The 24,449-nt window shown below is 38.3% G+C and carries 30 protein-coding genes; 21 read left to right on the top strand and 9 right to left on the bottom strand.

Annotation, left to right across the window (positions count from 1 at the left end; all coding sequences use genetic code 11):
- The first annotated feature begins 11 nt into the window (after positions 1–11).
- Together ACNHOZ_RS19960 and ACNHOZ_RS19955 are read left to right on the top strand one after the other, a co-directional pair.
- Positions 12–449 (top strand): DUF86 domain-containing protein, encoded by a 438-nt coding sequence (locus ACNHOZ_RS19960; RefSeq protein ID WP_013085332.1) that lies wholly within the window; start codon positions 12–14, stop codon positions 447–449.
- A 74-nt stretch (positions 450–523) separates the two neighbouring features.
- Positions 524–1,294 (top strand): TIGR01457 family HAD-type hydrolase, encoded by a 771-nt coding sequence (locus tag ACNHOZ_RS19955; RefSeq protein ID WP_013059632.1) that lies wholly within the window; start codon positions 524–526, stop codon positions 1,292–1,294.
- Positions 1,295–1,331: 37 nt separating this feature from the next.
- Here the strand turns inward: ACNHOZ_RS19955 and ACNHOZ_RS19950 are convergent, their stop codons facing one another.
- Positions 1,332–1,832 (bottom strand): phosphatidylglycerophosphatase A family protein, encoded by a 501-nt coding sequence (locus tag ACNHOZ_RS19950; protein ID WP_013059631.1) that lies wholly within the window; start codon positions 1,830–1,832, stop codon positions 1,332–1,334.
- A 176-nt stretch (positions 1,833–2,008) separates the two neighbouring features.
- On the opposite strand from ACNHOZ_RS19950, the gene yutH reads away from it, so the two are divergent.
- The 5 genes from yutH (at position 2,009) to thrB (ending at position 7,629) form a co-directional block, all read left to right on the top strand.
- Positions 2,009–3,010, top strand: coding sequence for a spore coat putative kinase YutH (gene yutH / locus ACNHOZ_RS19945; RefSeq protein ID WP_447697278.1), 1,002 nt, complete (start codon positions 2,009–2,011; stop codon positions 3,008–3,010).
- 117 nt (positions 3,011–3,127) lie between these two features.
- The gene (locus ACNHOZ_RS19940; RefSeq protein WP_168761556.1) at positions 3,128–4,117 is read left to right on the top strand and encodes a 2-hydroxyacid dehydrogenase; all 990 of its coding nucleotides are present in this window, start codon (positions 3,128–3,130) and stop codon (positions 4,115–4,117) included.
- A gap of 241 nt (positions 4,118–4,358) precedes the next feature.
- On the top strand, positions 4,359–5,660 hold the full coding sequence (locus ACNHOZ_RS19935) for a homoserine dehydrogenase (RefSeq protein ID WP_013059628.1): 1,302 nt from the start codon (positions 4,359–4,361) through the stop codon (positions 5,658–5,660).
- Complete coding sequence (gene thrC / locus ACNHOZ_RS19930) at positions 5,660–6,721, top strand: threonine synthase (RefSeq protein WP_025752680.1); 1,062 nt, start codon at positions 5,660–5,662, stop codon at positions 6,719–6,721. Before ACNHOZ_RS19935 ends, thrC begins: the two co-directional genes overlap by 1 nt.
- Positions 6,715–7,629, top strand: coding sequence for a homoserine kinase (thrB, locus tag ACNHOZ_RS19925; RefSeq protein ID WP_221833770.1), 915 nt, complete (start codon positions 6,715–6,717; stop codon positions 7,627–7,629). The genes thrC and thrB overlap by 7 nt, the downstream gene beginning before the upstream one ends.
- 89 nt (positions 7,630–7,718) lie before the next feature.
- Here thrB and ACNHOZ_RS19920 read toward each other — a convergent pair whose 3' ends face one another.
- Complete coding sequence (locus ACNHOZ_RS19920; RefSeq protein ID WP_013059625.1) at positions 7,719–7,949, bottom strand: NifU family protein; 231 nt, start codon at positions 7,947–7,949, stop codon at positions 7,719–7,721.
- Positions 7,950–8,142: 193 nt separating this feature from the next.
- Here ACNHOZ_RS19920 and ACNHOZ_RS19915 point away from each other — a divergent pair, with 193 nt between their 5' ends.
- A complete protein-coding gene (locus tag ACNHOZ_RS19915) occupies positions 8,143–8,469 on the top strand; it encodes a YuzD family protein (protein ID WP_028412620.1) in 327 nt (108 codons plus the stop codon).
- A gap of 43 nt (positions 8,470–8,512) precedes the next feature.
- Here ACNHOZ_RS19915 and ACNHOZ_RS19910 read toward each other — a convergent pair whose 3' ends face one another.
- Positions 8,513–9,577 carry an NAD(P)/FAD-dependent oxidoreductase gene (locus tag ACNHOZ_RS19910; RefSeq protein WP_028412619.1) on the bottom strand — a complete coding sequence of 355 codons (1,065 nt, stop codon included), beginning with the start codon at positions 9,575–9,577 and terminating at the stop codon, positions 8,513–8,515.
- A gap of 381 nt (positions 9,578–9,958) precedes the next feature.
- Between ACNHOZ_RS19910 and ACNHOZ_RS19905 the strand changes: the two genes are divergently transcribed.
- From ACNHOZ_RS19905 to ACNHOZ_RS19890, 4 genes are all read left to right on the top strand, one after another.
- A complete protein-coding gene (locus tag ACNHOZ_RS19905; RefSeq protein ID WP_255906002.1) occupies positions 9,959–10,198 on the top strand; it encodes a YuzB family protein in 240 nt (79 codons plus the stop codon).
- Between the two features lie 302 nt (positions 10,199–10,500).
- Positions 10,501–11,355 carry a diaminopimelate epimerase gene (gene dapF, locus ACNHOZ_RS19900; RefSeq protein WP_255905998.1) on the top strand — a complete coding sequence of 285 codons (855 nt, stop codon included), beginning with the start codon at positions 10,501–10,503 and terminating at the stop codon, positions 11,353–11,355.
- A 74-nt stretch (positions 11,356–11,429) separates the two neighbouring features.
- On the top strand, positions 11,430–11,795 hold the full coding sequence (locus ACNHOZ_RS19895) for a HesB/IscA family protein (RefSeq protein WP_025752687.1): 366 nt from the start codon (positions 11,430–11,432) through the stop codon (positions 11,793–11,795).
- A 149-nt stretch (positions 11,796–11,944) separates the two neighbouring features.
- Positions 11,945–12,463, top strand: coding sequence for a hypothetical protein (locus ACNHOZ_RS19890; RefSeq protein WP_255905993.1), 519 nt, complete (start codon positions 11,945–11,947; stop codon positions 12,461–12,463).
- 26 nt (positions 12,464–12,489) lie between these two features.
- On the opposite strand, the gene ACNHOZ_RS19885 is transcribed toward ACNHOZ_RS19890, so the two are convergent.
- The gene (locus tag ACNHOZ_RS19885) at positions 12,490–13,482 is read right to left on the bottom strand and encodes an NAD(P)/FAD-dependent oxidoreductase (protein ID WP_013059618.1); all 993 of its coding nucleotides are present in this window, start codon (positions 13,480–13,482) and stop codon (positions 12,490–12,492) included.
- 493 nt (positions 13,483–13,975) lie between these two features.
- Between ACNHOZ_RS19885 and ACNHOZ_RS19880 the strand changes: the two genes are divergently transcribed.
- From ACNHOZ_RS19880 to ACNHOZ_RS19870, 3 genes are all read left to right on the top strand, one after another.
- Positions 13,976–15,190, top strand: coding sequence for an NAD(P)/FAD-dependent oxidoreductase (locus ACNHOZ_RS19880; RefSeq protein WP_033580456.1), 1,215 nt, complete (start codon positions 13,976–13,978; stop codon positions 15,188–15,190).
- Between the two features lie 122 nt (positions 15,191–15,312).
- On the top strand, positions 15,313–15,636 hold the full coding sequence (locus ACNHOZ_RS19875) for a YuiB family protein (protein WP_033580457.1): 324 nt from the start codon (positions 15,313–15,315) through the stop codon (positions 15,634–15,636).
- A gap of 81 nt (positions 15,637–15,717) precedes the next feature.
- Complete coding sequence (locus ACNHOZ_RS19870; RefSeq protein ID WP_034264182.1) at positions 15,718–16,365, top strand: 3D domain-containing protein; 648 nt, start codon at positions 15,718–15,720, stop codon at positions 16,363–16,365.
- Between the two features lie 42 nt (positions 16,366–16,407).
- Here the strand turns inward: ACNHOZ_RS19870 and ACNHOZ_RS19865 are convergent, their stop codons facing one another.
- Complete coding sequence (locus tag ACNHOZ_RS19865) at positions 16,408–16,884, bottom strand: divergent PAP2 family protein (RefSeq protein WP_013085319.1); 477 nt, start codon at positions 16,882–16,884, stop codon at positions 16,408–16,410.
- 245 nt (positions 16,885–17,129) lie between these two features.
- On the opposite strand from ACNHOZ_RS19865, the gene ACNHOZ_RS19860 reads away from it, so the two are divergent.
- Positions 17,130–18,623 carry a leucyl aminopeptidase gene (locus tag ACNHOZ_RS19860; protein WP_168761560.1) on the top strand — a complete coding sequence of 498 codons (1,494 nt, stop codon included), beginning with the start codon at positions 17,130–17,132 and terminating at the stop codon, positions 18,621–18,623.
- Positions 18,624–18,891: 268 nt separating this feature from the next.
- Positions 18,892–20,211: a Na+/H+ antiporter family protein gene (locus tag ACNHOZ_RS19855; protein ID WP_033580460.1), complete on the top strand. Its 1,320-nt coding sequence runs from the start codon at positions 18,892–18,894 to the stop codon at positions 20,209–20,211.
- Between the two features lie 53 nt (positions 20,212–20,264).
- On the opposite strand, the gene ACNHOZ_RS19850 is transcribed toward ACNHOZ_RS19855, so the two are convergent.
- The 3 genes from ACNHOZ_RS19850 to ACNHOZ_RS19840 form a co-directional block, all read right to left on the bottom strand.
- Positions 20,265–20,456 (bottom strand): hypothetical protein, encoded by a 192-nt coding sequence (locus ACNHOZ_RS19850; protein ID WP_033580461.1) that lies wholly within the window; start codon positions 20,454–20,456, stop codon positions 20,265–20,267.
- A 116-nt stretch (positions 20,457–20,572) separates the two neighbouring features.
- On the bottom strand, positions 20,573–21,109 hold the full coding sequence (locus ACNHOZ_RS19845; protein ID WP_013059610.1) for an HD domain-containing protein: 537 nt from the start codon (positions 21,107–21,109) through the stop codon (positions 20,573–20,575).
- 176 nt (positions 21,110–21,285) lie between these two features.
- The gene (locus ACNHOZ_RS19840; RefSeq protein WP_033580462.1) at positions 21,286–21,654 is read right to left on the bottom strand and encodes a hypothetical protein; all 369 of its coding nucleotides are present in this window, start codon (positions 21,652–21,654) and stop codon (positions 21,286–21,288) included.
- A gap of 106 nt (positions 21,655–21,760) precedes the next feature.
- Between ACNHOZ_RS19840 and ACNHOZ_RS19835 the strand changes: the two genes are divergently transcribed.
- A complete protein-coding gene (locus ACNHOZ_RS19835; RefSeq protein ID WP_033580463.1) occupies positions 21,761–22,144 on the top strand; it encodes a hotdog fold thioesterase in 384 nt (127 codons plus the stop codon).
- 345 nt (positions 22,145–22,489) lie between these two features.
- Entirely contained in the window at positions 22,490–23,104 is a 615-nt protein-coding gene (gene kapD, locus ACNHOZ_RS19830) for a 3'-5' exonuclease KapD (protein ID WP_013085312.1), read from the top strand.
- Between the two features lie 36 nt (positions 23,105–23,140).
- Here the strand turns inward: kapD and ACNHOZ_RS19825 are convergent, their stop codons facing one another.
- Complete coding sequence (locus tag ACNHOZ_RS19825) at positions 23,141–23,521, bottom strand: kinase-associated lipoprotein B (RefSeq protein WP_063248386.1); 381 nt, start codon at positions 23,519–23,521, stop codon at positions 23,141–23,143.
- 85 nt (positions 23,522–23,606) lie between these two features.
- On the opposite strand from ACNHOZ_RS19825, the gene ACNHOZ_RS19820 reads away from it, so the two are divergent.
- Positions 23,607–23,804, top strand: coding sequence for a hypothetical protein (locus ACNHOZ_RS19820; RefSeq protein WP_033580465.1), 198 nt, complete (start codon positions 23,607–23,609; stop codon positions 23,802–23,804).
- Between the two features lie 103 nt (positions 23,805–23,907).
- Positions 23,908–24,432 carry a superoxide dismutase family protein gene (locus ACNHOZ_RS19815; RefSeq protein WP_033580466.1) on the top strand — a complete coding sequence of 175 codons (525 nt, stop codon included), beginning with the start codon at positions 23,908–23,910 and terminating at the stop codon, positions 24,430–24,432.
- The last annotated feature ends 17 nt before the right edge of the window (positions 24,433–24,449 follow it).

The following is a 24,449-nucleotide window of genomic DNA, read 5'->3' as shown; positions in this document are numbered from 1 at the left end:
GAGGAAATAATATGTACTTTGTAGATCGTGAAAAAATAGAAGCCACGCTTGTTTTTTTTGATGAACACGTTCGTTTGTTTGCTGAGCATTCGAGCTGGAACACAGAAATAGAGAAAAAGGCATTAGAGAGAATTGTACATCTTTTAATTGAAAACGTTTTAGATGTAGGAAATGCAATGATTGATGGTTTTATTATGAGAGACCCAGGCAGTTACGATGATATCATTGACATTTTAGTTGATGAGAAAGTGGTTAAAAAAGAGGAAGAAACACCATTAAAAGAGATTGTTCAATTGCGTAAAAGCCTTGTTCAAGAATATGTGGATGTTAATCATCAGGATATTTATCAAAAAGTGATGCAGCATAAAGACGTGCTGGCGGCATTTTCAGAGCGCGTAAGGACATATCTAGAGACAGAGTTAGGACCTGTGTCTGCTTTTCGTAACTAAAGGCAAGCAATTTGTAGTTGTATAAAAAATAAGCTATGATTTCAAGTATGAGACTTGAAAGGAGATCACACAACATGAAGGAATATAAAGGATATTTGATTGATTTAGATGGAACCATGTACAAAGGAACAGAGCTAATTGCCGAGGCGCGTGATTTTGTTATTAAATTAAAGGAAAAAGGAATTCCTTATTTATTTGTAACAAACAACTCAACAAAAACGCCCGATAAAGTAGCTGAAAAGCTAGAGGCATTTGGCATTCCTGCAACAGAAGAGCAAGTTTTTACAACGAGCCAGGCAACAGCTAATTATTTGCATGAACGCAAAGCAAACGCTTCAGCTTATGTAATTGGTGGAGAAGGAATCCGACATGCGTTGCTTGAAAAAGGATTTACCATTGAAGAGGAAGATACGGATTTCGTAGTTGTTGGTTTGGATCAGGAAATTACATATGAAAAATTAGCAAAAGCATGTTTAAACGTTCGAAACGGGGCCTTTTTTGTTTCGACGAACGGAGATATTGCGATTCCTACTGAAAGAGGCTTACTGCCTGGTAATGGATCTATCACGTCCGTTATTACGGTTTCTACTCAAACAAATCCAGTATTTATTGGTAAACCAGAAAGTATTATTATGGAGCAAGCCCTTGAAGTCATCGGTACGCCAAAAGAAGAAACAATTATGATTGGTGATTACTATGATACAGATATTTTAGCAGGGATGAATGCAGGCTTAGATACATTATTAGTCCATACAGGGGTAACAACAAGAGAGTTACTAGAAGGATATGAGAAAAAGCCAACTTATACGGTAGATTCACTAAAAGAGTGGATGGAGCGAATTTAAAAAGCTGTCAATTGACAGCTTTTTTTGTTTTTAAAACCTATTCTTGACTGGCAGCCCGATGCGCTAACCGGCTAGAAGCAGCGGCAGCAATTGCGCCTACTAAATCATCTAAGAAAGTGTGGCACTCTCCAGTAGATTTATCATTTAATCTTTCTAAAATACCCGGCTTTTGTTTATCAATATACCCGTAATTGGTAAAGCCGATTGATCCGTACACATTTACAATCGATAATGCTAAAATTTCGTCGATACCGTATAAACCTTCATCTTTCTCAAGAATATCCAACAGAGGCGGCTCAATCACTTTTTTTTCCGTGAGGACATCTAGTTGAATACCCGTTAAAATAGCATTTTGAACTTCTCGTTTAGAAATGACGCGCTCAACGTTATATAGACAGTCTTCGATTGTTAAGTTTGGGTGATACTTTTTTTGCAAGTAATAGACCAGTTCAGCAATGTCTGTAAGAGCCACGCCGCGTTCTATTAACCATTCTCTTGCTTTTTTTTCTAATTCACTTTGTGTATGTTTTTTCTCCAAGTATCATCACCTGTTTTCTATATATTTTTAAGTCTAAAGTTGTTTCATACTACTAACCCGGAGTAAATAACTATAAATGGTGTATTTCTAATCTATTCATTCCTCCGTAAATATTATGACAAGTAATGTTGTTTTCCATCATATAATTTCTTGAATGAATGAAGAGAGGGATTAAAATGATACAAACCATTTATGAGCATTACGGATTACGTCCAAATGAATTTATGCCCGTTGGTAAATTTGAAGGTTTTCAGTATCGAGATATTTTATATACAATCATTAATGTAAAGCAAATGGAACAAGACGAGTTAAATGAACTATATCAAATGAGTCAATTTCTGATGGGCCAAGGTGATCGCCATGTGGCAACATTTATGCCTAATTTAAATGGAGAAATGATTACAGAAACTGAAACTGAAAAATTTATCATTTGCCGATGTCTTGCGGAAGAGAAAAACCCCAATTTTTCACCTGGGCACGAGCTAGCTGTTTTTCATCAAAAAGGGAGGCTGTTTCCTTATGAAATGGAAAAAGCAAACCGGCTAGGGCAATGGAAGTCCATGTGGGAGAAGCGTCTCGACCAGATGGAGCAATTTTGGTATGGAAGATTACGTGCTTTACCTAATCAAGAGATGGAAAAACGTTTTTTAGAAACTTTTCCTTATTACCTAGGATTAACGGAAAATGCTATTCAATACCTAGTAGACACGGAAATTGACGATTTGCCCCGGTCAGTTGACGCTGCGACGATTTGTCATCATCGGTTCGGCCAAAAAACATGGGGGGAAGACCACGTTTACAAGCTCCCGGCAGACTGGGTTTTCGATCACCCTAGCAGAGATATAGCTGAATATATAAGGGAACAATATTTATTAACATACGCTGTCGATGAAAGGCACATGCATCAGTTTTTAAGTGAATACGAAAAGGTCAATCCACTTTCTTCTTTTTCATGGAGACTGTTATATGCTAGACTTCTTTTTCCCGTTCATTATTTTGAGGTCATTGAAGGATACTACAGTGTACAAGATGAGCGGGAAAAACAAAAGTATTATGAGAAGCTTGAAGGAGTATTAGCTCATTCTTCTCACTACGAAGCTTTTCTGAAGCGCTTTTACCAGTCGGTAGGCATTTCAACGTCTCGTTATCACATTCCTGAATTAACATGGATTCATTAAAAAGCGATTACTATAGAATATGATAAAATAGAAAAATAGGTGTTGGATAATCCAAACCCGTTTTTCTATTTTGTTTTTGTGCATGCAGTTTAAAAAGGATAAAGAGGTGGCGTACATATGGACAAGCCGTTTGTATTTATTACGAGAAAAATACCGAATGAATTAATTGAACCTTTAAAGGCAGTAGCGAATGTGGAAATGTGGGATAAAGAAGATGAGGCAGTTCCTCATGAGCTGCTTTGTGAAAAAGCTAAGCACGCACATGCTCTATTAACAATGCTTTCAGACCGTATTGACAGTGAATTGCTTACGCAAGCTCCTCATTTAAAGCTTGTAGCTAACTTAGCGGTCGGATTCGATAATATTGACATAGAAGCGGCAACTGAACGCGGAGTTATCGTTTCTAATACACCCGATGTTTTATCTGATACAACAGCGGATTTAACGTTTGGTTTGTTAATGAGTGTAGCTAGACGTTTAGTAGAAGCTGCTGAATACGTGAAAGAAAATCAGTGGAAAAGCTGGAGCCCATTTTTGTTAGCGGGTAGAGATGTTCATCATAAAACATTAGGTATTGTTGGAATGGGGAAAATTGGAGAGACGCTTGCGAAACGTGCTACAGGTTTTGATATGGAAATCTTGTATCACAATCGGAGCCGCAACCTCCAAGCAGAACAAAAGCTCGATGCAGTTTACTGTGAGTTAAATGAGCTGCTTGAGCGATCTGATTTTATTGTTTGTTTGACACCGTTAACGGACGAAACCAAACATTTATTTAATGCTGAAGCATTTAAACAGATGAAAACAACAGCGATTTTTATTAATGCTTCAAGAGGAGCAGTGGTTGATGAGCAAGCACTGTTACATGCAATTCAATCAGGTGAAATTGCCGGAGCTGGCTTGGATGTATTCGATCAAGAGCCTATTTCTGCTTCTCACCCTCTTCTTCAATTGCCTAATGTTGTAGCGCTTCCTCACATCGGCAGTGCGAGTATCGAAACGCGCATGGAAATGATTTCTTTATGCGTAAAAAACATTAAAGCAGTGCTCACAAACGAGTCTCCTATTACAATTGTAAATAAAGAAGCGTTTGCGAAAAAATCATAATGGAAAAAGGCAATTTCATTTCAGTGAAATTGTCTTTTTTTTATTAAAAAACAGTGGTAGCCATGTTATGATAATAAAATGAAATATTTTAAAAATTTACATTTATCTTTATATACCAATTTTTTTAACAAGTTTACGAGAAAAGATGGCCAGTAAACCTTGTAAAAAAGAAAAATAAGGTCTATAATGTCCTCTATAAGAGAACAAATGTATACGTAGAAAGAACACAGAGGTGAGGAATATGACAAAAAGTATTTCAGTAGGATTATTAGGGTTAGGAACGGTAGGAAGCGGAGTAGTCAAAATTATTGAAAATCATCAGGATAAATTAAGTCATCAAGTCGGATGTCCTGTAGAAGTTAAAAAAGTAGTAGTTAAAGATATTGATAAGAAACGTGACGTGGAGATCAGTGAAGATAAATTAACAACGAATGTTGAAGACGTTTTACATAACGCGGAGATTGACGTTGTCATTGAAGTAATGGGTGGCGTTGAAGAAACAAGAGACTATATCTTAACAGCCCTTCGTAATAAAAAGCATGTGGTAACGGCAAACAAAGATTTAATGGCGGTTTACGGCTCAGAATTGTTAACAGTAGCTTCTGAAAATAATTGTGATTTATTTTATGAAGCAAGTGTAGCTGGCGGTATTCCAATCCTTCGCGGATTAGCAGATGGATTAGCATCTGATCGTATTACGAAGATGATGGGAATTGTCAATGGAACAACAAACTTCATTTTAACGAAAATGACAAAAGAAGGAAGCGCCTATGATGAAGTGTTAAAAGAAGCGCAGGATTTAGGATATGCTGAAGCGGATCCAACTTCTGACGTAGGTGGTTTAGATGCTGCTCGTAAAATGGCAATCTTGGCTACACTAGGGTTTTCAATGAAAATTGATTTGGATGATGTTCGTGTTCAAGGTATTACAGAAGTAACGGAAGAAGACTTGCAATATAGTAAACAACTAGGCTATACGATGAAACTGATTGGATATGCACATCGTGACGGTGACAATGTAGAAGTGAGTGTTCAGCCAACTCTTTTAGCAGATACACATCCTCTTGCTTCCGTAAGCGATGAGTACAATGCTGTGTATGTATACGGAGAAGCTGTCGGAGAGACGATGTTCTACGGACCGGGGGCAGGAAGCCTGCCAACTGCCACTGCTGTCGTATCCGATTTAGTAGGCGTTATGAAAAACATGCGTTTAGGTGTGAATGGTAAAAGTGCGGTAACACCTCAGTATCCAAAACAGTTAAAAGCAGAAGATGAAATGTTCTCAAAGCATTTCTTACGTATTCATGTTAAAGATCAAGTTGGCGCATTTGCAAAATTAACAACACTATTTTCAGAGCGTGGCGTGAGCTTCGAAAAAATTATCCAACTTCCTGTGAAAGGAAGCGAATTAGCTGAGATTGTTGTTGTTACACACAAAACATCTCAAAAAGATTATGAGGAAATCCTTCAGCAGCTTAGGGATTTACCAATTGTAGAAAATGTAAAAAGCAGTTACCGCGTAGAGGGAGTTGGCACAGTATGATGTGGAAAGGTCTATTAGCTGAATATAAAGAATTTTTACCTGTAACAGAGAAAACACCTATGCTTACGCTACATGAAGGAAATACGCCTTTAATTCATCTTGCTCATTTATCAAAAGAGCTAGGCATTGACTTACATGTAAAAGTAGAAGGGCTAAATCCAACGGGGTCATTTAAAGACCGCGGAATGGTAATGGCTGTAGCCAAAGCAAAAGAAGAAGGAAGCAATACGGTTATTTGTGCATCTACAGGTAACACATCCGCAGCTGCCGCAGCTTATGCATCACGCGCTGGCATGCGCTGTATCGTTGTTATTCCAAATGGGAAAATTGCGATGGGGAAATTAGCTCAAGCTGTTATGTATGGTGCAGAAATTGTAGCAATTGAAGGAAACTTTGACCAAGCGCTTTCTATGGTTCGTAAGCTAAGTGAAACATCACCGGTTGCACTTGTAAACTCTGTGAACCCATACCGTATTGAAGGGCAAAAAACAGCTTCTTTCGAGATTTGTGAACAGCTTGGAAAAGCGCCGGACGTTTTAGCTATCCCAGTGGGGAATGCAGGGAATATTACAGCTTACTGGAAAGGATTCAAAGAATACAGTGAGCGTCACCAAACGTCTCTTCCTCACATGCATGGTTTTGAAGCAGAGGGTGCAGCGGCGATCGTGCGTAATCAAGTTATCGAAAATCCAGAAACAATTGCAACGGCTATTCGAATCGGAAATCCAGCAAGCTGGGATTATGCTGTAAACGCAGCAAAAGAATCAAACGGAAAAATTGATGAAGTGACAGATGAACAAATCTTAGAAGCATATCGTACAATTGCACGCAAAGAAGGCGTATTTGCAGAGCCAGGTTCTTGCGCTTCAATTGCTGGTGTGTTTAAAGATGTAGCTTCTGGTAAAATTGCAAAAGGTTCAACGGTTGTAGCTGTACTAACAGGTAATGGATTAAAAGATCCAAATGTAGCAATCGATGCTCATAACGTAAAGCCAGTGGTTTTACCAAATGATGAAGAAAAGGTATTTGAGTATATCCAAGGTGTCGTTGCTTCATGCTAGAAAATGAGCGTTTTGTCATTACGGTCCCAGCTAGCTCTGCTAATTTGGGGCCAGGATTTGATTCCATTGGAGTGGCTTTATCCCGCTACTTAAGATTAACAGTAGAGCGTCATGACGAATGGGTTTTTATCCCTGAAACGAAAGAAGTGCAAAGTATTCCTACAGGTACAGATAACTTAATGTATGAAGTGGCACAAGACGTGGCTCGTCAATTTAACATTGATCTTCCAAGTGCGAAGGTCAATGTTTGGAGCAACATTCCATTAGCAAGGGGACTTGGAAGCAGTGCATCGGCTATCGTAGCTGGAATCGAACTGGCCAATGTACTGTGTGACTTGCGTTTATCACAAAGAGAAAAGCTTCGCATCAGCAGCTTAATGGAAGGACATCCCGATAACGTCAGCCCGTCTATTTACGGTGGCATCGTTGTTGGTTACCATCATGAAGATGAAACATATATTGCTCAAATACCTGAATTTGATGTCGATATCGTGATGGCTATTCCAGAATATGAGTTAAAAACAACGGATGCCCGTGATGTGCTGCCTTCCGATATTAATTATCGTCATGCAGTAGAAGCAGGAGCGATCGGCAATATGCTAGTAGCAGCCTTGTTAAATAAAGATTTGCCTCTGGTAGGCGAATTTATGGAGAAAGATTTATATCACGAACCATATCGCATGAGACTCGTGCCAGAACTTTCTCTTGTGCGAAAAGAAGCAAAAGCTCTCGGCGCATACGGTGTGTCACTAAGCGGAGCCGGTCCGAGTGTATTATGTTTAGCACCAAAAGGAAAAGGAAAAGCGATTGCTGAACATATGTATGCTTTACTGCCGAACTGTGAAATAGATGTTTTACAAATTGACCGCAAAGGTGTATTTGTAGAAGCTGAAGTCACAACGAGCTAATAAAAAAATCCTCATTCATTTGAATGAGGATTTTTCATTTGCAAGCCCCAATAAAATGGGAGGTTGCTTTTATAATAAAATCAAAGAGATTAGAATACTTGTTCTACTTCAACTACACCAGGTACTTCTTCTAAAAGGGCACGTTCGATACCAGCTTTTAGCGTAATTGTTGAACTTGGGCAGCTTCCGCAAGCGCCTAAAAGACGTAATTTTACAATACCATCCTCTACGTCTACTAGCTCACAGTCTCCACCGTCGCGAAGTAAAAACGGACGAAGTTTTTCTAATACTTCTTGAACTTGCTCGTGCATTTCTGACATAACTATCGACTCCTTTCTTCTACTCTTATTATAAACGGTCTTTCATGAAAAATCTATTGGAGTATACATCGTAATGTTACCTTAAAAGAAAAAGATGTGCAATAAATCAGTTTTGTGTAAAATAGTATTCATAATGAAGTAAAAGTGTGAATAATCGTACAGTTTATATGTAAAGATTCAAGGGGGATGTGCTATGCAGTCAACTGAGGTAGAAGTGTGTATTTATGGAGCTGAAATTGTTTGTGCAAGCTGTGTTAACCTGCCGTCTTCAAAAGACACCTATGATTGGCTAGAGGCAGCTATTTCTCGTAAATATCCGAACCAACCGTTTGCTATCACGTATGTAGATATAAACGAGCCGCATACGGATCCGGAAAAAGCAGCTTTTGCCAAGCGTGTGATTGAAGAAGATTTATTCTATCCTGTAGTGGTCATTAATGGAGAGATTGTTGGGGAAGGCAATCCGAAATTAAAGCGCGTATTTGAGGAAATGGAGAAGTATGGTTTCCGCGCATCATAACGAAAAAAGCCGTTAGATTGTCAGTCATCTAACGGCTTTTGTTTTATCCACTGTGGTGTTTATACATCCAAAGAATACCTGATTTCAATAATCGAGCTACGCGTCCTGTAATCGGACGTTCGGCAACTAAGCCAAACCCATGCTTTTTGCCTAATGAACCAAGTATGCCTTTTAATTTAATAGTTGGCAATTCATCAGGAAGCGCTTCGCCTTTCCAGCGGTGAAGAAGCACTTGCACAATTTGTTCAGCCTGACCTTCTGCAAGCTGAGCACTTGGGGCGTGCGGTAGGCTTGCACAGTCACCCAAAATGTAGACATTTTCATCGTCAGGCAAGTTATGGTATTTTGTCAATACGACGCGTCCTTGAGGATCTTTTTCCACGTCTAAATCGCGTACCACTTTATTTGGCTGAATGCCTGCTGTCCACACGATTGCATCGCTTTGAACGGGCTCATCATGATTATAAAGAATGTTCGGTTCTACTTTTGTAATATTAGCACTATTTACAATTTCGACACCGTTTGAAGTAAACCAAGTTTGAACGTAATTGCTTAAACGTTCTGGGAAAGCAGATAAAATTAATTTACCGCGGTCAAATAAGATGATTTTTAAATCCGGGCGGCTTTCTCTTAGCTCACTTGCCAGTTCTACTCCGCTTAATCCAGCTCCGACAATTGAAACAGTAGCGTGGGCCGGTAAGTTGTTTAATGTCTGATAAGTTGCTCGTGAAGCATCAATGGATTGAATGCTGTATGTATGCTCAAGAGCTCCGGGAACTCCATGATATTTATCTTCGCATCCGAGTCCTACAATCAGGTCATCGTAAGCGATCATTTGATCATCCACATAGACGCATTTCTCTTTCAGGTCTATTCGTTTTACACAGCCGTAGCGGATTTTTAAGCGAGGGTGTTCAGGAAAAGCAACACGGACATGTTGATCAGAGATTGTTCCAGCTGCAAGTGCATAGAATTCAGTTTTTAGTGAGTGATAAGGTGCTTTGTCAATAAGCGTTACTTCTACATCGTTAGGCAATTGATTCGGAAAAAGGCGCTGCAAAATGCGCATACCACCGTATCCGCCGCCCAGTATGACAAGGTTCTTCATGTGAATTTCCCCTTTAGCTTCATGCATTTTTGTTTTCTCTCTATTATTCTTGCTTTTAAGAATAGGAGGGTACAAATTACCGTTAATAAGGATGGTTGCCAAAAAGATATGAAAGGCTATATAAGATAACATATTTTACTTAAATAATAATTTAATATAACCTCGTTTGGTTTTCTATACATAAAAGTATAACTAAATTAATAAAAAACCACAATATGTTTCAACATAATTTCAAGCTATCCACGTAATAAAGCTTATTTATGCGTTTTTGAAAAAAGTCTATAAATCTAAAAAGCGCGCGCGAAATGAACGTGAATTTCTAAAGTTGACGTTGAAAATGAAAGGAGATAGGATAAACTAATAGTAGAGAGGTGAAAAAACGTGATACAGCCAATTATTGAATTTTGCGTTAGCAATTTAGCCAGCGGTTCTCAAGCAGCTTTAGAAAAGCTTGAAAAAGATTCAAATCTAGATATTATTGAATACGGATGTTTAGGTTATTGCGGGAAATGTTCACAATCTTTATTTGCCTTGGTAAATGGAGAGATTGTTACGGCGGAAACACCTGAACAGTTAGTAGATAATATCTACATTCATTTAGAAGAAAACCCAATGTTTTAAACTATCCCCGCTGTCGTATCTCTTTTTAGCAGGAGAGGGACATGAGGCTAATAGAATAGATGATGTAAGCACGGCTAGTCTTGCCGTGCTTTTTTATGCGTTTTTGCGCAAATATATGCGCTTTAACCATCCTCTTTGTAATCATAAAGCTTCTTTTGTTTTTTAATACTCTAAAGGAGGACAAAATAAAAAACTCCTTAATCTTTATGATTAAGGAGCTAAAAAAACGGGGGATGATATTATTGTGTACAAAAGAGAATCACTTTATACTAGAGCTACATAAAAAAATAATGGGTGATAATATGAAAAAATTTCAGTTTACAAAAATGCATGCACTTGGCAACAACTATATCTACGTAAATATGTTTGAAGAACATATAGAAGAGCAAGAGTTAGCACCGCTTGCTGTAAAAGTCTCAAATGTTTATACGGGAATCGGATCGGATGGAATGATTCTTATTTGTCCATCTGAACGCGCAGATGTGAAAATGCGCGTATTTAATAATGACGGCTCGGAAGCAAAAAACTGCGGAAACGGTTTAAGATGTGTAGCTAAATATGCATACGAACATAATTTAGTAACAAGCGAAAGATTTTTTATCGAAACGCTTTCTGGAGTTGTAGAAGCAACGGTGCATCCGCAGGGAAGTGAAGTTCCAGAAGTAACAATCGATATGGGAGAGCCTATTTTAGCTAGAGAACAAATTCCAATGACGGGAACAAGCCAATACCAAGTTGTTGATGAAGAGATGGAATTTGGAAAAGAACGGTTAAAAGGGACGGCTGTATCAATGGGAAATCCTCACGTCGTCTTTTATGTAAAGGATATTGAACAAGCGCCTCTTACTACACTAGGTCCGGTAGTTGAAAAAGATGCGCGTTTTCCAGAAGGAGTGAACGTTGAATTTGTCGAGGTAGTGAACGAAAGAGAGCTGAACTTTCGCGTATGGGAAAGAGGTTCGGGTATCACTCAAGCATGCGGGACAGGAGCATGCGCTGCTGTTGTTTCTTCTGTGTTAAATGAGAAGACGAAAAAAGATGTGCCTACTGTTGTACACCTCGCTGGAGGAGATTTAACGATTGTTTGGCAAAATAAAGGCAATGTGTTAATGACAGGTCCAGCCAATGTGATTTGCGACGGCACGTATTATTATTAAAAATGAAGAAGCAGACGATTTGTCGTCACAGACATTTCGTCGTATACTAAACAAAAAAGGAGGTCTGTTTAAAAATGAGTCAAGATATCCTAACAATTACAGAAGCTGCAAGCTTTCAAATAAAAGATATGATGAAAGAACATGAAGAAGAAAATGCTTATTTACGTGTTACTGTAAATGGAGGAGGCTGCTCAGGTCTTTCTTACGGCATGGGTTTTGCACACGAAGTAAATGAAAACGATACGCTGTTTGAACAACATGGCATTAAGATTCTTGTAGATAGCGAAAGTGCTCCAATTTTAAAAGATGTAAAAATTGATTACAAGCAATCTATGCTAGGCGGAGGGTTTACAATTGATAACCCGAACGCCATTGCAGCATGCGGCTGCGGCTCTTCTTTCCGTACAGCAAGCAACGCAGGTGCTCCTGAAGAGTGCTAAGTATATTTTTACAAAAAAGCTTTCTTCACCTCATCTGGTGAAGAAAGCTTTTTTAGTGAGAAATTTTTGTATGTTACATCATCTACCAAACTTATTGACCGAATAATCAGTCTTTTTTATACTCAATAAAAAAGAGGAGATGAACGGATTTGATAGATGCGACTCGCTACGACGCGGAACAAGTAGGAGGTTATGGAAGTTTTCGTAAAAAAAATACCCTGCCTATTCTATGGAAGGGGTTTATAAACTGGTTAAAAATTGAAAATAGGAAAATGGAGTCTAAGGATGCAAAAAGTATTCACTTCAGTGAATCGCATTTATTTGTTCAACATTTGCCTTTTTCCTCAGGTGAAGTCTGTCATCAAAACTCGTCCTCTGCGCCTCTTAACCATTCTGAACCTTACATTCGCTATTATGAAAATGCTAATGCATCTCTGGCCGAAAGCTATGGAGCAGTGGAAGGAGAGCATATTCTGCTGATTGAACGTATTGTCGGTCAATCAGAGGTAGTAAAATATTTAAGCAAGCTCGAAGGCTTGAAGGCCTACAGAATGAGCGTAACTAGTCAAGAAGGAAACCATTCCTTTTATGAAATCTGTTTAATAAGCAGTGATGCAGAAATGATGAGTGAAATCATTCATCGAATGGTTACACCAATCCAGCAATGAAAAAAAGCAGGCGAGAGCCTGCTTTTTTATGAGAACATTGACGTACTGTGCATAGGCTGTAAGCGAGCCTTTGGGTCAATGTATGCTTTAGCGTTATTAACGGCAGTCGGACCTTCGCCAAATCCTGCCACGATGAGTTTTACTTTTCCATCATATGTGCAGACATCACCTGCTGCATAGATGCCAGGAATGTTTGTTTCTTGCTTTGAATTAACAACAATTGCATTTTTCTCTAAATCTAAGTCCCATTCTTTAATTGGACCTAGAGAAGAAACAAATCCAAAGTTTACAATAACATCATCTACGTCTACTACTGTCTTTTCTTCACCTTTTGTATTTTCTAACACAACTTGTGTAATACGGTCATCTCCAATAAATTCAACCGGTACATATGGTGTTTTAATATCAACTGATGAATTATGCAAGTTTTCTACGCTATGTTCATGAGCGCGGAACTTGTCTCGGCGATGCGTTAACGTTACTTTTTCTGCGATCGGCTCTAACATAAGAGACCAGTCTACAGCAGAATCCCCACCCCCGCATACTAATACTTTGCGGCCTTTGAATTTATTCATATCATCCACAAAATAGTGAAGGTTCGTTTGCTCGAACTGTTCTGCGTTTTCTAGCTCAATTTTACGGGGCTTAAATGCACCGTTTCCAGCCGTAATAATAATTGTTTTTGAATAGTGGACTTCAGAATTAGTAGTTAATCGGAATACACCGTCCGCTTGTTTTTCTACCTTTTCTACTGCTTGCTCTAGTGCAACTGCAGGTTTAAATTGATCCATTTGCTCTTTTAGGTTATTGACTAATTCTTGAGCACGTACTTTTGGAAACCCAGCTACGTCATAAATATATTTTTCAGGATATAAAGCAGAAAGCTGTCCACCGAGCTGTGGTAAGCTTTCAATAATTTTTACGCTCGCCTGACGCATACCGCCATAAAATGCTGTAAATAAGCCTGTAGGGCCGCCTCCGATGATGGTAATATCGTATACTTGTTTATCTTCTTTCATTTATAATCACCTCTAGATTGTTCTGTGCCAATGCATATTCTACTTTATGATAGCATAGTAAATTATAAAATATCATTAAAACACGCTGGAATGTTTGAGAAACTTTCTCAACTTAAAGATCAGTATTTGCAATCATTAACATAACCACACGTTTTGGTCAAATATAAAACTGGGTATACAGGAAAGTAATTGAAAATTTAAAAGCTTGTAAATACAAAGTGAAGGGTTGAAAAACCGATGAAAAAAGCATAAGATGTTGGTGTAAATCAAGCTAGGACTTATGCTTACATTTTTTTGAAAAAGAAAAAATGTATTTTTTTAAAAAAGAACGTGAAGTGATTCACATTATTTTTCGTATATGAATAATAAATGGATAGCGATGATCGTTCTTGCTCAAACTAACATAAAAAAGCAAACCAAATAAAATTGCTCTTATCATTATATTTGTAAGACATACTTGTGACTATAACTAAAAAAGGTGGATGACATTCCTATGAAAAAGCCTAAAATCGTCATTTTGGGTGCCGGGTATGGCGGCATTATGACAATTGTTAATTTACAAAAGAAACTGGGTGCTAGTGATGCGGAAATTGTTTTGGTAAATAAAAACGATTACCATTACGAAACGACATGGCTTCATGAAGTATCGGCAGGTACAATTCATCAAGATCGCTCTCGTGTTCCTGTTAAAAATTTAATTAACACGAATAAGGTTACATTTATTAAAGACACGGTCGTAGATATTAAGTTAGATGAAAAGCGTGTTCTTCTTGAAAACAGTGAGCTAACGTACGATTATTTAGTTGTTGCTTTAGGGTACGAAGCAGAAACTTTCGGAATTAAAGGTTTAAAAGAACATGCATTTACCATTACGAGCATTAATGCAGCACGTCAAATTCGTGAGCATATTGATTATGTGTTTGCGACGTACAACAATGAAGTGGAAAAAAGAGACGAACTTCTGACAATCATTGTTGGAGGTGCTGGCTTTACCGGCATTGAATTTGTGGGAGAATTAGCAAATCGAGTCCCTCAGCTTTGCAAAGAGTTTGATATCCCGCGTGAAAAAGTACGCGTTATTTGTGTAGAAGCAGCGCCTACGGCCTTGCCAGGTTTTGATCCGGAACTTGTAGAATATGCGGTAACACAGCTAGAACGAAAAGGAATCGAGTTCAAGATCGGAACAGCGATTAAAGAGTGTACAGAAGAAGGAATTATTGTATCAAAAGATGACCAAGTGGAAGAAATCAAATCAGCAACAGTTGTATGGGCTGCAGGTGTTCGAGGCAGTCATTTAATTGAAAAAGCTGGATTTGAGAACATGCGCGGACGTGTAAAAGTAAGCAATAGCTTGCTGGCACCAGGGCATGAAGATGTGTTTGTTATTGGAGATTGTTCACTAATGATTAACCCAGAAACAGAACGTCCTTATCCGCCAACAGCTCAAATCGCTATGCAACAAGGCGGTACCTGCGCTGAAAATATTAGCCGTTTGATGAAAGGGCAAAAAGAATTAAGCGAGTTCAAACCAGATATTAAAGGAACGGTATGTTCGTTAGGGCATGATGACGCAATTGGCGTTGTATACGGTCGAAAACTATTTGGTTCAAGCGCATCTTTTATGAAAAAAGTTGTTGATAATCGCTCGCTTTTCCTTCAAGGCGGAGCAGGTCTTGTATTGAAAAAGGGAAAATTTAATTTCTTTTAAAACAAAAAGCAAAAGGTCTTCAAACCTTTTGCTTTTTTGGTATTAACTTACTTTTCTGTGATTGACGCCTTGATTACTCTTAAGTAAACTGAGAGTATAAAGAGTAACGGAGGCGAAAAGCAATGGAAATGAGTGTGCCTGTCCTAATTATCTCCATCTTGTTGTTTTTTGTGTTGTTTTTTGGAATCGGTTTCTTGTTGAATATGCTGCTTCGCATGTCTTGGATTATGGCCATTATTTATCCCGTAATTTTTATTCTTATTATTGATGATGTAAGAGCGGTTGATTACATTCAACATCCCGCTCACTCCTTTCAGCAGCTAGGTACAAAAGTGCTATCTTTAGCCACAGCTGACATTGCGATTTTAATGGCTGGTTTTATAGGTGCACTAGCTTCAGGTATTACCATTAAATCTTTACGAACAAGAGGGTACCAAATGTTTTGAATGTAAATTCTTCTCGCGAACGAATAATTTGTTTTTATGTTGGAAACAAATAGATTCGTGAGAGGAGTTGTGGAAATCACAATGATTGGAAAAATAGCAAAGCGATTCATTATGTGCCTACTACTGGTCGGAGCGCTGTTTACAACATATGAAGCAATTACTGGCGTCCCAATAAACACGGTTATCAAATATATGCCTTTTATAAACAGTACAGGGCATCCTCTAATGAATGAAAGGCTCTTACCATCATTTCTAAAACCACTAAGAGCTGAAGCAGCTAGCAATGACAGAGAGCGTCTGACAATTGAAGAAGCATTTGATTGGTCGCGTTATCCAACTAAGAATGTATTGGCTACGGGTTACACAGCTGGTTACGAATCAACTGGGAAAAATCCCAATCATCCAGGGTATGGTATTACATATTCGGGCGTTAAAGTAAAACGTGACTTGTATTCAACCATCGCTGCTGATTTAACCATATTTCCAATCGGCACGATCTTGTTCATTCCGGGCTATGGGTACGGAGTGGTAGCAGATAAAGGTGGGGCTATTAAAGGCAATCATCTTGATTTATACTTTGAAACTGTTTCTGATGTGTATAACATATGGGGTAAGAAAGAATTAAACGTCTATGTAGTCAAATCAGGAGACGGCCGTTTAACTGAAGAAGAGTTAACAATGCTGAATGAAAAGAAATCGATGCAAGTTTTTCGTCAGCAGGTGAAATAAACGAGAAACACATGAAGCATTCTTCATGTGTTTTCTTATGTTTTATGGCCATACATAATACGTTACAAAAGCAACTGCTATTCCTGTTAAGGCTCCAAAGAAAACTTCAATAGGCTTATGCCCAAGCAGTTCTTTTAGCTTCACTTGTTTTTCGTCCTCTTCATTGGTCGTCCACAGCTTTGCCTCTTTTACTGCGCGCTGAAAGTCTTCAACCAAACGATTTAAAACTGTTGCTTGCTCTCCTGCGTGTCTTCTTACTCCTTTAGCATCAAACATGACAATGATGGCAAAAATAGCGGATAGAGCAAAAATAGGGGATTTAAGACCTTCTGCTAGCCCAATGGCAGTTGCTAAGGAAGTTACGGCTGCGGAGTGAGAGCTTGGCATGCCCCCCGTACTAAAAAATAAGCTGCCGTCTATTTTTTTAGTAGCTACAAAAGAAAGGGGAATCTTAATAAATTGAGCAAAGAAAATAGCGATTAATGAACTCCAAAGTGGAAAATTTGAGAATAACTCCATTGAGATGTCCTCCCTCAACTTAAAATGTCTAAAAAGATAAATCCGTATGATGAAAACAGTGGTAGATGAAAGTATATGTGTGAAACTAAGGTTTTTGAACTGTGATTAAAAATTGTATTTCTGCTATCATATGTATATAGATGAAAACAGTGGTGAATATGATATATATTCCACTTGCTGAATAGATTAAACAAAGCAGATGATAAATAAAAATAAAATATCTATACGTAAAAGGGAGGAATTTTATGTTTTCGCACGTAGAAACATATGGTGTTGATCATCAAACAGAAGCGCTCGTAATCGGGTTATTTAATCAAAACCAACAGTTTGAAGGCTTTCTAAAAGAAATTGATGATGCCTTAGGTGGACAGCTCATTCATTTGATTAAGGAAGGAGATATTCGCGTACAGGAAAAGCGTATATCAACGATTCATACACTAGGAAAATTAGGAGCAAAACGTCTTTATTTTGTAGGGCTCGGACGAAAGCAGGCGTTAACTAAAAATGGGCTCAAAGAAAGCTTTGGCCTTTTATTTAAAAAGTTAAAAGAAGCAAAAATTTCAAACGCATCGGTCGTCCTTCCTACATTTGATACAGGAGAGTGGTCAGAGCAAGAAACTGCAGCTTTAATAGGAGAAGCTCAACAGCTTGCTATGTACGAGTTTGAAAACTACAAAAAGAAATCAAACGAACCTGACAAGCAGCTTGAAAAAATTGAACTGTTTTCTTTTTATAAAGACGTTGTACAATCTGCGTTGGTTGGATATACGTACGGGAAAGCAACAAACTCAGCCCGCACTCTCGTTAACTTACCAAGCAATATGCTAACGGCTACAGATTTAGCTAATTATGCAGTAGAAATGGCACATACATATGGTTTTGAATATGAAATTTTAGAAAAAGAAGAGATGGAAACGCTAGGGATGGGCGCGTTGCTCGCAGTCAATCAAGGTTCCGCAGAGCCTCCTAAAATGATTGTGCTGAAATATCAAGGTAAAGAAAAATGGGAAGACGTTATTGGGTTGGTAGGAAAAGGGATTACCTTTGACACAGGTGGTTACTCTATCAAATCTAAAGACGGGATTGTAGGCATGAAAACAGATATGGGTGGAGCTGCATCTGTTCTTGGTGCAATGGAAGCGATTGGAGAATTAAAACCTCATCAAAACGTAGTAGCGGTCATTCCATCAACTGACAACGTTATTAGCGCGCGTGCCTTTAAACCAGATGATGTTATTACAGCAATGAATGGAAAGACAATAGAAGTGCTGAACACAGATGCTGAAGGGCGTTTAGCACTAGCTGATGGTATTTCATATGCCAAGCATCATGGAGCAAATTATTTAGTAGACGTGGCGACATTAACGGGTGGTGTAATTGTAGCTCTTGGTACACACACAACTGGGGCAATGACGAATGATTCTGCTTTATTGCAGCAAATAGCGAAAGCGAGCATTGAGACAGGCGAACCGATTTGGGAGCTGCCTATTACAGAACGAGACAAAAAGCGTGTTCGGGGAAGTAAGGTAGCAGATTTAAATAACTCTCCTGGACGGGAAGGGCACGCAATTATGGCAGGAACCTTTATTGGTGAGTTTGCAGAGCAAACACCATGGGTTCACTTGGATATTGCTGGAACTGCAACATCCGCTGCTTCTCATGAGTTAGGACCTTCAGGTGCAACAGGCGTGATGGTGCGAACCCTAGCTGCGATGGTTTGTTCATTTGAAGCCAATTAATAAAAAGAACATAGCAGTGATAGAAAGAAACGTAAAAAGAAGCATCGAAGATGCTTCTTTTTTAATATGTTTACATAACATTTTTTTCTTTTTAGGAAGAAAAGATTGTTTAAAAAAATCCTTATATTGTTAAGGATGTAGAGAAGTTAAACAAACGTTTATTTAGTAAGATGATTGACTTTTTTTCTATACCTAATATAATGAACATGTTGTTTATCTCTCTAATGTTTTAATGAGATAAAGTAAAAAGGAAAATGGAGGTTTCAAAATGAATGCAGTATTAATAGCTGTGCTCGTGATGCTAATTTTGAGCTTATTGCGTATCAACGTTGTCTTTTCTTTAGCGGTCGGAGCGCTAATTGGAGGACTTGTTGGCGGTATCAGCCTCACAGATACAGTAAGTATATACACAGATGGTCTTGGAAACAGTGCTTCTGTTGCATTAAGCTATGCTTTGCTTGGAGGATTTGCAATGGCTGTTTCGCGGACAGGGCTGCCTGATGCCGTTGTTCAGCTAGCGTTGAAAATAGTAGGAAAAGAAGGAGAAACGAAAAAGAAGTCACTGTCAAAAGTACTAATTTTATTGATCATCCTTATTATTTCGTGTTTTTCTCAAAATGTTATTCCGGTTCACATTGCATTTATTCCGCTTTTAATTCCACCGCTATTAAAAGTATTTAATCAGTTGAAAATAGATCGCCGATTAGTCGCAACAGTTATTACATTTGGATTGGTTACACCTTATATGTATTTGCCGGCAGGATTCGGTAAGATTTATCACGACATTTTATTTACTAACATCAAAGAAAGTGGATTAACGATTGATAAAGGAGATATTACCACGGCGATGGCTCTTCCAGCTTTAGGAATGGTAGCGGGCTTATTGTTTGCTGTGTTTATTTCGTACCGTAAGCCGCGCAGTTATAAAGACATTGACATTGATCAAGGCGCAGAGGAGCGTACAGGTTACACAACAAGAGGGATTATAGTAGCGTTACTTGCGATTGTAGCGGCTTTAACTGTGCAGCTCTTAGTAGATTCTATGATTTTCGGAGCGCTTGCAGGAATTGTGGTCGTTTATTTCAGCGGGGCTTTGAAGTGGAATGAAGCAGATCCAGTATTAACGAACGGAATGAGAATGATGGCTTTCATCGGATTTGTTATGCTGTCAGCCTCTGGTTTTGCAAAAGTTCTTCAAGAAACTGGAGATGTAGAAGCACTTGTAAAAGGCTCTGTTGCTCTTATTGGCGGAAACCAAATGCTGGGTGCATTTCTTATGCTTGTCATCGGGCTTTTAGTCACAATGGGCATTGGTTCTTCTTTCTCTACCATTCCAATTATCGCGACGATTTTTGTTCCTCTTTGCTTAGAACTTGGTATGAGTCCAATGGCAACGATTTGTATTGTTGGTACAGCGGGAGCGCTTGGAGACGCTGGTTCACCAGCTTCAGACAGTACGCTTGGACCAACATCTGGACTAGCAGTCGATCGTCAACATGATCATATCTGGGATACGTGTGTACCAACTTTTCTTCACTATAACATTCCACTCATTATTTTTGGGTGGGTTGCCTCAGTTATCTTGTAAATAGAGGGTCTCTAATGAAAAAAAAGCAGCCGATCAAAACCGGCTGCTTTTTTTCATGCTTGAGAAAGAGTAGAAGCAGTGCTGTCACAAGCTCCTAATGCTTGCTCTACAGCCTGAAGAGATTGTTCAATATGCTCGCGATTTGAATCTTTCTCTACTGTTTGAAGAGCTTGTTCAAGGCTTGCTTTTGCCTGATTTAATGACGTACAAGAATCCTGCACGTAACCTCTAGCGTTTTTAGACATTCTTCTTCCTCCTAACTAACCAAAAATGAGAATCAATAAGTAGTATGAGTAATTTGCAGGGAATTATGAGGAGAAATAATAAAAAGGATTAACTCTTATGAAAGGAGTTAATCCTGTCAGCCTAACTGTTTAAATTGGTTGGAATGTAGAAGTTCAAGCACTTTCTTATCAAGCTCCTTAATTTTCTTTACAGCCAAATTGTATTCCATTTCACGGTAATGATGTTTGCCGCCTGGCTCTTCATCAGCTTCATCAGCTAGTTTGACTACTTTTTGAAGAGGGCGTTGCTGAATGGTTCCTTCAGGCAAATAGGAGTCTGTGTGTAGTAAAATAGCTAAGGCAATTTCTTTTGCCGCCTGAGGTTCCTCGCCTAAACGAATGAGTAATTTATGTGCACGTTCAGCACCTTTAATAGCGTGAATATCATTTTGACGATACTTCTCATAATCCCACTGACCATTTGTGTACCATTCGTAGTGGCCAATATCATGAAGCAGCGCTGCTTTTGTAGCTAAATCAGGGTTTACATTATGCTGTACAGATAGACGAAACGCATGATAGGCGACCGATACAGCATGCGCAACGCCAGATCGTGTTAAATATTTTTGAGCGATAGGATGCGTGAAAATTTCTACTAGCGTAACATGTCTCATCATGTCATCCCTCCTAAAGAAAAAATATATTTCCAAATACAATATCATATTTATTTCCTAAATACAATTATCGTGTAATTTGTTTTTACATCCAAAAACGGCATATATTATAATATTCGAAACAAAACAACATGTACATCTTTTTCAAAAGAAAATAAGACTTTTTTCCTTGTGTTTTACCATTTAATATTTAACGAAACGTGACAGCAGTCAAATTGGTTATCGGGATGAATAAACGTAATTTTAATATAGTCTGGCGTATAAAAAACATCAATTTTGGCCTTAACGCCTGTTGAAAGAATGAGTCTTTTTACTTCACTCATTTTAGATTCTTGAGCAGCAGCTTTTATTTTTTTTATTAAAGCTGGCGAAGCGTTAGCTCTTTGAATAAATATGGTAGCGCTTTGCATGGTAGAGGGAATCACTTTAAGAGATTGCTGGAAAGTCGCTATGTCCGCCTCAGGTAAGCTAGGTACCCTGTATGTATAAGGGTGAGGCATGTAGTACGATGGCCAGTAGTAAGACAAGGGAGCAAATGGTTTCATATAAGAATCCTCCTAAAAAACGGATTTTTATTATGTATATGTAGAGGGTTCGTATATGTTGTAGCAAAACCGTTATTGTATACTAGGTACAAAGGGAGGTATGTATATGAAAACAAAAGATACGCTGTTAGAAGCATTAGGAATTGAGATTATTAGCGCAAGTGAACAAAGAGTGGAAGCGACGATGCCTGTTGATGAGCGAACGCGTCAGCCATTCGGGCTTTTGCACGGAGGAGCATCGGTGGCGTTAGCCGAAACTGTGGCTAGTCTAGGTGCTATTAAAAGTGTAGATATTGAAAAAGAAATCTGCGTGGGTTTAGAGATTAATGCTAATCACATCAAAGGGAAAAAAGATGGAACAGTTACAGCTATAGGCGTTCCTTTACATAAAGGAAAAAAAACAGCGGTTTGGGAAGTGAAAATTCAAGATGAAGAAGAGAATTTAATCTGTATATCCCGGTGCACGCTTGCTATTCTGCCTAAAGCTTAAATATAAGAAAGGCTTAGTCTAAAAGGTGTGAGGTATGCTTTTGAAGTCAGGAGGAGCACCTCACACACTGATGTGAGAGCTTAAAGAGAATTTGGAAGAGCGGATACATAAAAAAGTGAAAAAATAGGTAAAAAAAAGAAGCGAAATTATGTCTATTCGTGACAGTTACCCTGCGCATAGAGACATGCTCTAGAATATAGTAGTAGTAAAGTATTCTTTTTATTCAGCAACTAGAATATTCATAATATTAAAAATAAGAACAGAAAATAGACCTTCCGATTGTTCAATCGTGCTATAATAGCATTAATATAGTAGGGCGGTTTATTTTACAAAGGGGTGATAATATTGGATAAGAACTCTCAGTATTTATTCATTGATTTTGAATTTACAATGCCAGAGTATAAAGGTTTTCCAAAAGGCTTTTTTCCGGAAATCATTGAAGTTGGTTTGGTGTTTGTTAAAAATCAAGAAATCATTGATCGTTTCTCCTCTTACGTACAGCCTACACACTTTACAAAATTAACTGAGCGCTGTAAATCATTTCTCCATATCGAACAAAATCAAGTAAATGAAGGAATTACGCTAGAGCAGCTTGTACAGCGACTGGGCATGTATAAAAACAGCACGATTATTACATGGGGAAACATGGATATGAAAGTATTAAGGCAGTGCTGTCAAAAAAATAAGGTGCCGTTTCCTTTTACAGGTAAAGAAATTGATCTTTCGATGGAGTATAAGCGCTTTTTTGGAGATCAAAATCAAACCGGCCTTTGGAAAGCTGTGCAAGAGTATGGTAAAGAAGGAACTGGAAAGCACCACTGCGCGCTTGACGATGCGATGACGACACTCAACATCTTTAAGCTTGTAGAAAAAGATAAGCGGTACCTTCAAAAGCCGGAGCCAACGACCATAGGAGATCGAATCGATTTTTCAAAAGTATTAAATAAATTTGCATTATAAAAGCCAAATCACTTCTATGTGAATTTGGCTTTTTGCTTAATGAATACCGTACTCTTTTTTTAACTCTTCTAAACAGGTAATACTTGCTTGAGCAAAAGCGCTATCTTTGGCTTGTTGTTCAGCTATCTTTAATTCAAGGGCTTTTTTTAGTGAATGCTTATAATCAGGAACGCTGTCTTCATAGAGATGAACCATTTTTTGAGGAATGTTGGCCTGCTCTCGAAACGCAAGTGCTTTTCGCTCGTGAAAAAAAGGTACGTCCACTTGTCCAGGATTATGTAAGTCACCTTGTTCTGGATGCTTCAACACAGCTTGAATTCGTACAACATAATGCAGATCTCGAACTTGTGTAATTTCACCGATGTATTTCCCGGTTTTATAAAGTGCTGTAACGGTTTGACCAATTGTAAATGTCATATTGCCAGATCTCCTTTAAGTAAAGTGTTTGTTATAAACAGTATAAATCAAAACCTACTACCGTTTCTATGAAAGGATGTTGTACATGATGTATTTAATGTTTTTGCTTTATTTTCCGGAAGATAAAACAGAATATATTCCTGCTTTTGCTACAATGGCGATTTTTGTACTAGCAGCAGTTGCAGTCTGGCGGTTCATCATCAAGGTGTCTAAAAAAGAAGAAGAAAAAACGAAGGAATTAGAAGCAAAGTTGAAAGAACAAGAAAATAAGAAGTCACTCTAATGAAATGCAAATAAAATGTAAGCGTTTAAAATGACATGTTGCTGGACAATCTATGGAAAGACATCTAAAACTTTCGCTAGTGCGTATGCGATTGGAGGGCAACATGAAAAAACTACTACTCATTGGAACCGTGCCTTTTTTCTTGTTAACGGGGTGTATGGAAAAAGAAATATCCAATAAAGAAGTCAAAGTCTATAACGCAGATGGAGATAGCATCGGTACAGTCAAATTGAAAGAGCAGGCTGATGGAATTGAGTTTACGTACGATTTAAGCGGACTTCCACCTGGCGAACACGGCGTACATATTCATGAAATGGGGATTTGCAAAGCTCCTAACTTTAAAAGTGCAGGAAATCACCTTGATCCTGATAAAAAGAAACACGGACTGTTAAATCCAAAAGGACCACATTTAGGCGATATGAAAAATATTGTGGTAGAAGACGATCAGACGTATAAAGGAACGGATATGGTTCCTCAAGTCACGTTAAAAGAAGGAAAGACGTCTCTCGTTAAGCGTATGGATGGTTCCTCTCTTGTAATTACTGAACAAGGTGATGATGGAATGACAGAGCCATCAGGTAATTCTGGCAAGCGAATCGCGTGCGGAGTTATTTCAAAAAAACATTAAAAACAGCGTTCTTTCGT

It is taken from the genome of Priestia sp. D51 (assembly GCF_053345675.1).
This window is presented reverse-complemented; position numbering and strand designations above follow the sequence as displayed.

Coding starts and splice junctions, on each gene's coding strand:
- ACNHOZ_RS19960 (WP_013085332.1), top strand. CDS start 12: ATGTACTTTGTAGATCGTGAAAAAATAGAAGCCACGCTTGTTTTTTTT.
- ACNHOZ_RS19955 (WP_013059632.1), top strand. CDS start 524: ATGAAGGAATATAAAGGATATTTGATTGATTTAGATGGAACCATGTAC.
- yutH (WP_447697278.1), top strand. CDS start 2,009: ATGATACAAACCATTTATGAGCATTACGGATTACGTCCAAATGAATTT.
- ACNHOZ_RS19940 (WP_168761556.1), top strand. CDS start 3,128: ATGGACAAGCCGTTTGTATTTATTACGAGAAAAATACCGAATGAATTA.
- ACNHOZ_RS19935 (WP_013059628.1), top strand. CDS start 4,359: ATGACAAAAAGTATTTCAGTAGGATTATTAGGGTTAGGAACGGTAGGA.
- thrC (WP_025752680.1), top strand. CDS start 5,660: ATGTGGAAAGGTCTATTAGCTGAATATAAAGAATTTTTACCTGTAACA.
- thrB (WP_221833770.1), top strand. CDS start 6,715: ATGCTAGAAAATGAGCGTTTTGTCATTACGGTCCCAGCTAGCTCTGCT.
- ACNHOZ_RS19920 (WP_013059625.1), bottom strand. CDS start 7,949: ATGTCAGAAATGCACGAGCAAGTTCAAGAAGTATTAGAAAAACTTCGT.
- ACNHOZ_RS19915 (WP_028412620.1), top strand. CDS start 8,143: ATGCAGTCAACTGAGGTAGAAGTGTGTATTTATGGAGCTGAAATTGTT.
- ACNHOZ_RS19910 (WP_028412619.1), bottom strand. CDS start 9,577: ATGAAGAACCTTGTCATACTGGGCGGCGGATACGGTGGTATGCGCATT.
- dapF (WP_255905998.1), top strand. CDS start 10,501: ATGAAAAAATTTCAGTTTACAAAAATGCATGCACTTGGCAACAACTAT.
- ACNHOZ_RS19895 (WP_025752687.1), top strand. CDS start 11,430: ATGAGTCAAGATATCCTAACAATTACAGAAGCTGCAAGCTTTCAAATA.
- ACNHOZ_RS19885 (WP_013059618.1), bottom strand. CDS start 13,482: ATGAAAGAAGATAAACAAGTATACGATATTACCATCATCGGAGGCGGC.
- ACNHOZ_RS19880 (WP_033580456.1), top strand. CDS start 13,976: ATGAAAAAGCCTAAAATCGTCATTTTGGGTGCCGGGTATGGCGGCATT.
- ACNHOZ_RS19875 (WP_033580457.1), top strand. CDS start 15,313: ATGGAAATGAGTGTGCCTGTCCTAATTATCTCCATCTTGTTGTTTTTT.
- ACNHOZ_RS19870 (WP_034264182.1), top strand. CDS start 15,718: ATGATTGGAAAAATAGCAAAGCGATTCATTATGTGCCTACTACTGGTC.
- ACNHOZ_RS19865 (WP_013085319.1), bottom strand. CDS start 16,884: ATGGAGTTATTCTCAAATTTTCCACTTTGGAGTTCATTAATCGCTATT.
- ACNHOZ_RS19860 (WP_168761560.1), top strand. CDS start 17,130: ATGTTTTCGCACGTAGAAACATATGGTGTTGATCATCAAACAGAAGCG.
- ACNHOZ_RS19855 (WP_033580460.1), top strand. CDS start 18,892: ATGAATGCAGTATTAATAGCTGTGCTCGTGATGCTAATTTTGAGCTTA.
- ACNHOZ_RS19850 (WP_033580461.1), bottom strand. CDS start 20,456: ATGTCTAAAAACGCTAGAGGTTACGTGCAGGATTCTTGTACGTCATTA.
- ACNHOZ_RS19845 (WP_013059610.1), bottom strand. CDS start 21,109: ATGAGACATGTTACGCTAGTAGAAATTTTCACGCATCCTATCGCTCAA.
- ACNHOZ_RS19840 (WP_033580462.1), bottom strand. CDS start 21,654: ATGAAACCATTTGCTCCCTTGTCTTACTACTGGCCATCGTACTACATG.
- ACNHOZ_RS19835 (WP_033580463.1), top strand. CDS start 21,761: ATGAAAACAAAAGATACGCTGTTAGAAGCATTAGGAATTGAGATTATT.
- ACNHOZ_RS19825 (WP_063248386.1), bottom strand. CDS start 23,521: ATGACATTTACAATTGGTCAAACCGTTACAGCACTTTATAAAACCGGG.
- ACNHOZ_RS19820 (WP_033580465.1), top strand. CDS start 23,607: ATGATGTATTTAATGTTTTTGCTTTATTTTCCGGAAGATAAAACAGAA.
- ACNHOZ_RS19815 (WP_033580466.1), top strand. CDS start 23,908: ATGAAAAAACTACTACTCATTGGAACCGTGCCTTTTTTCTTGTTAACG.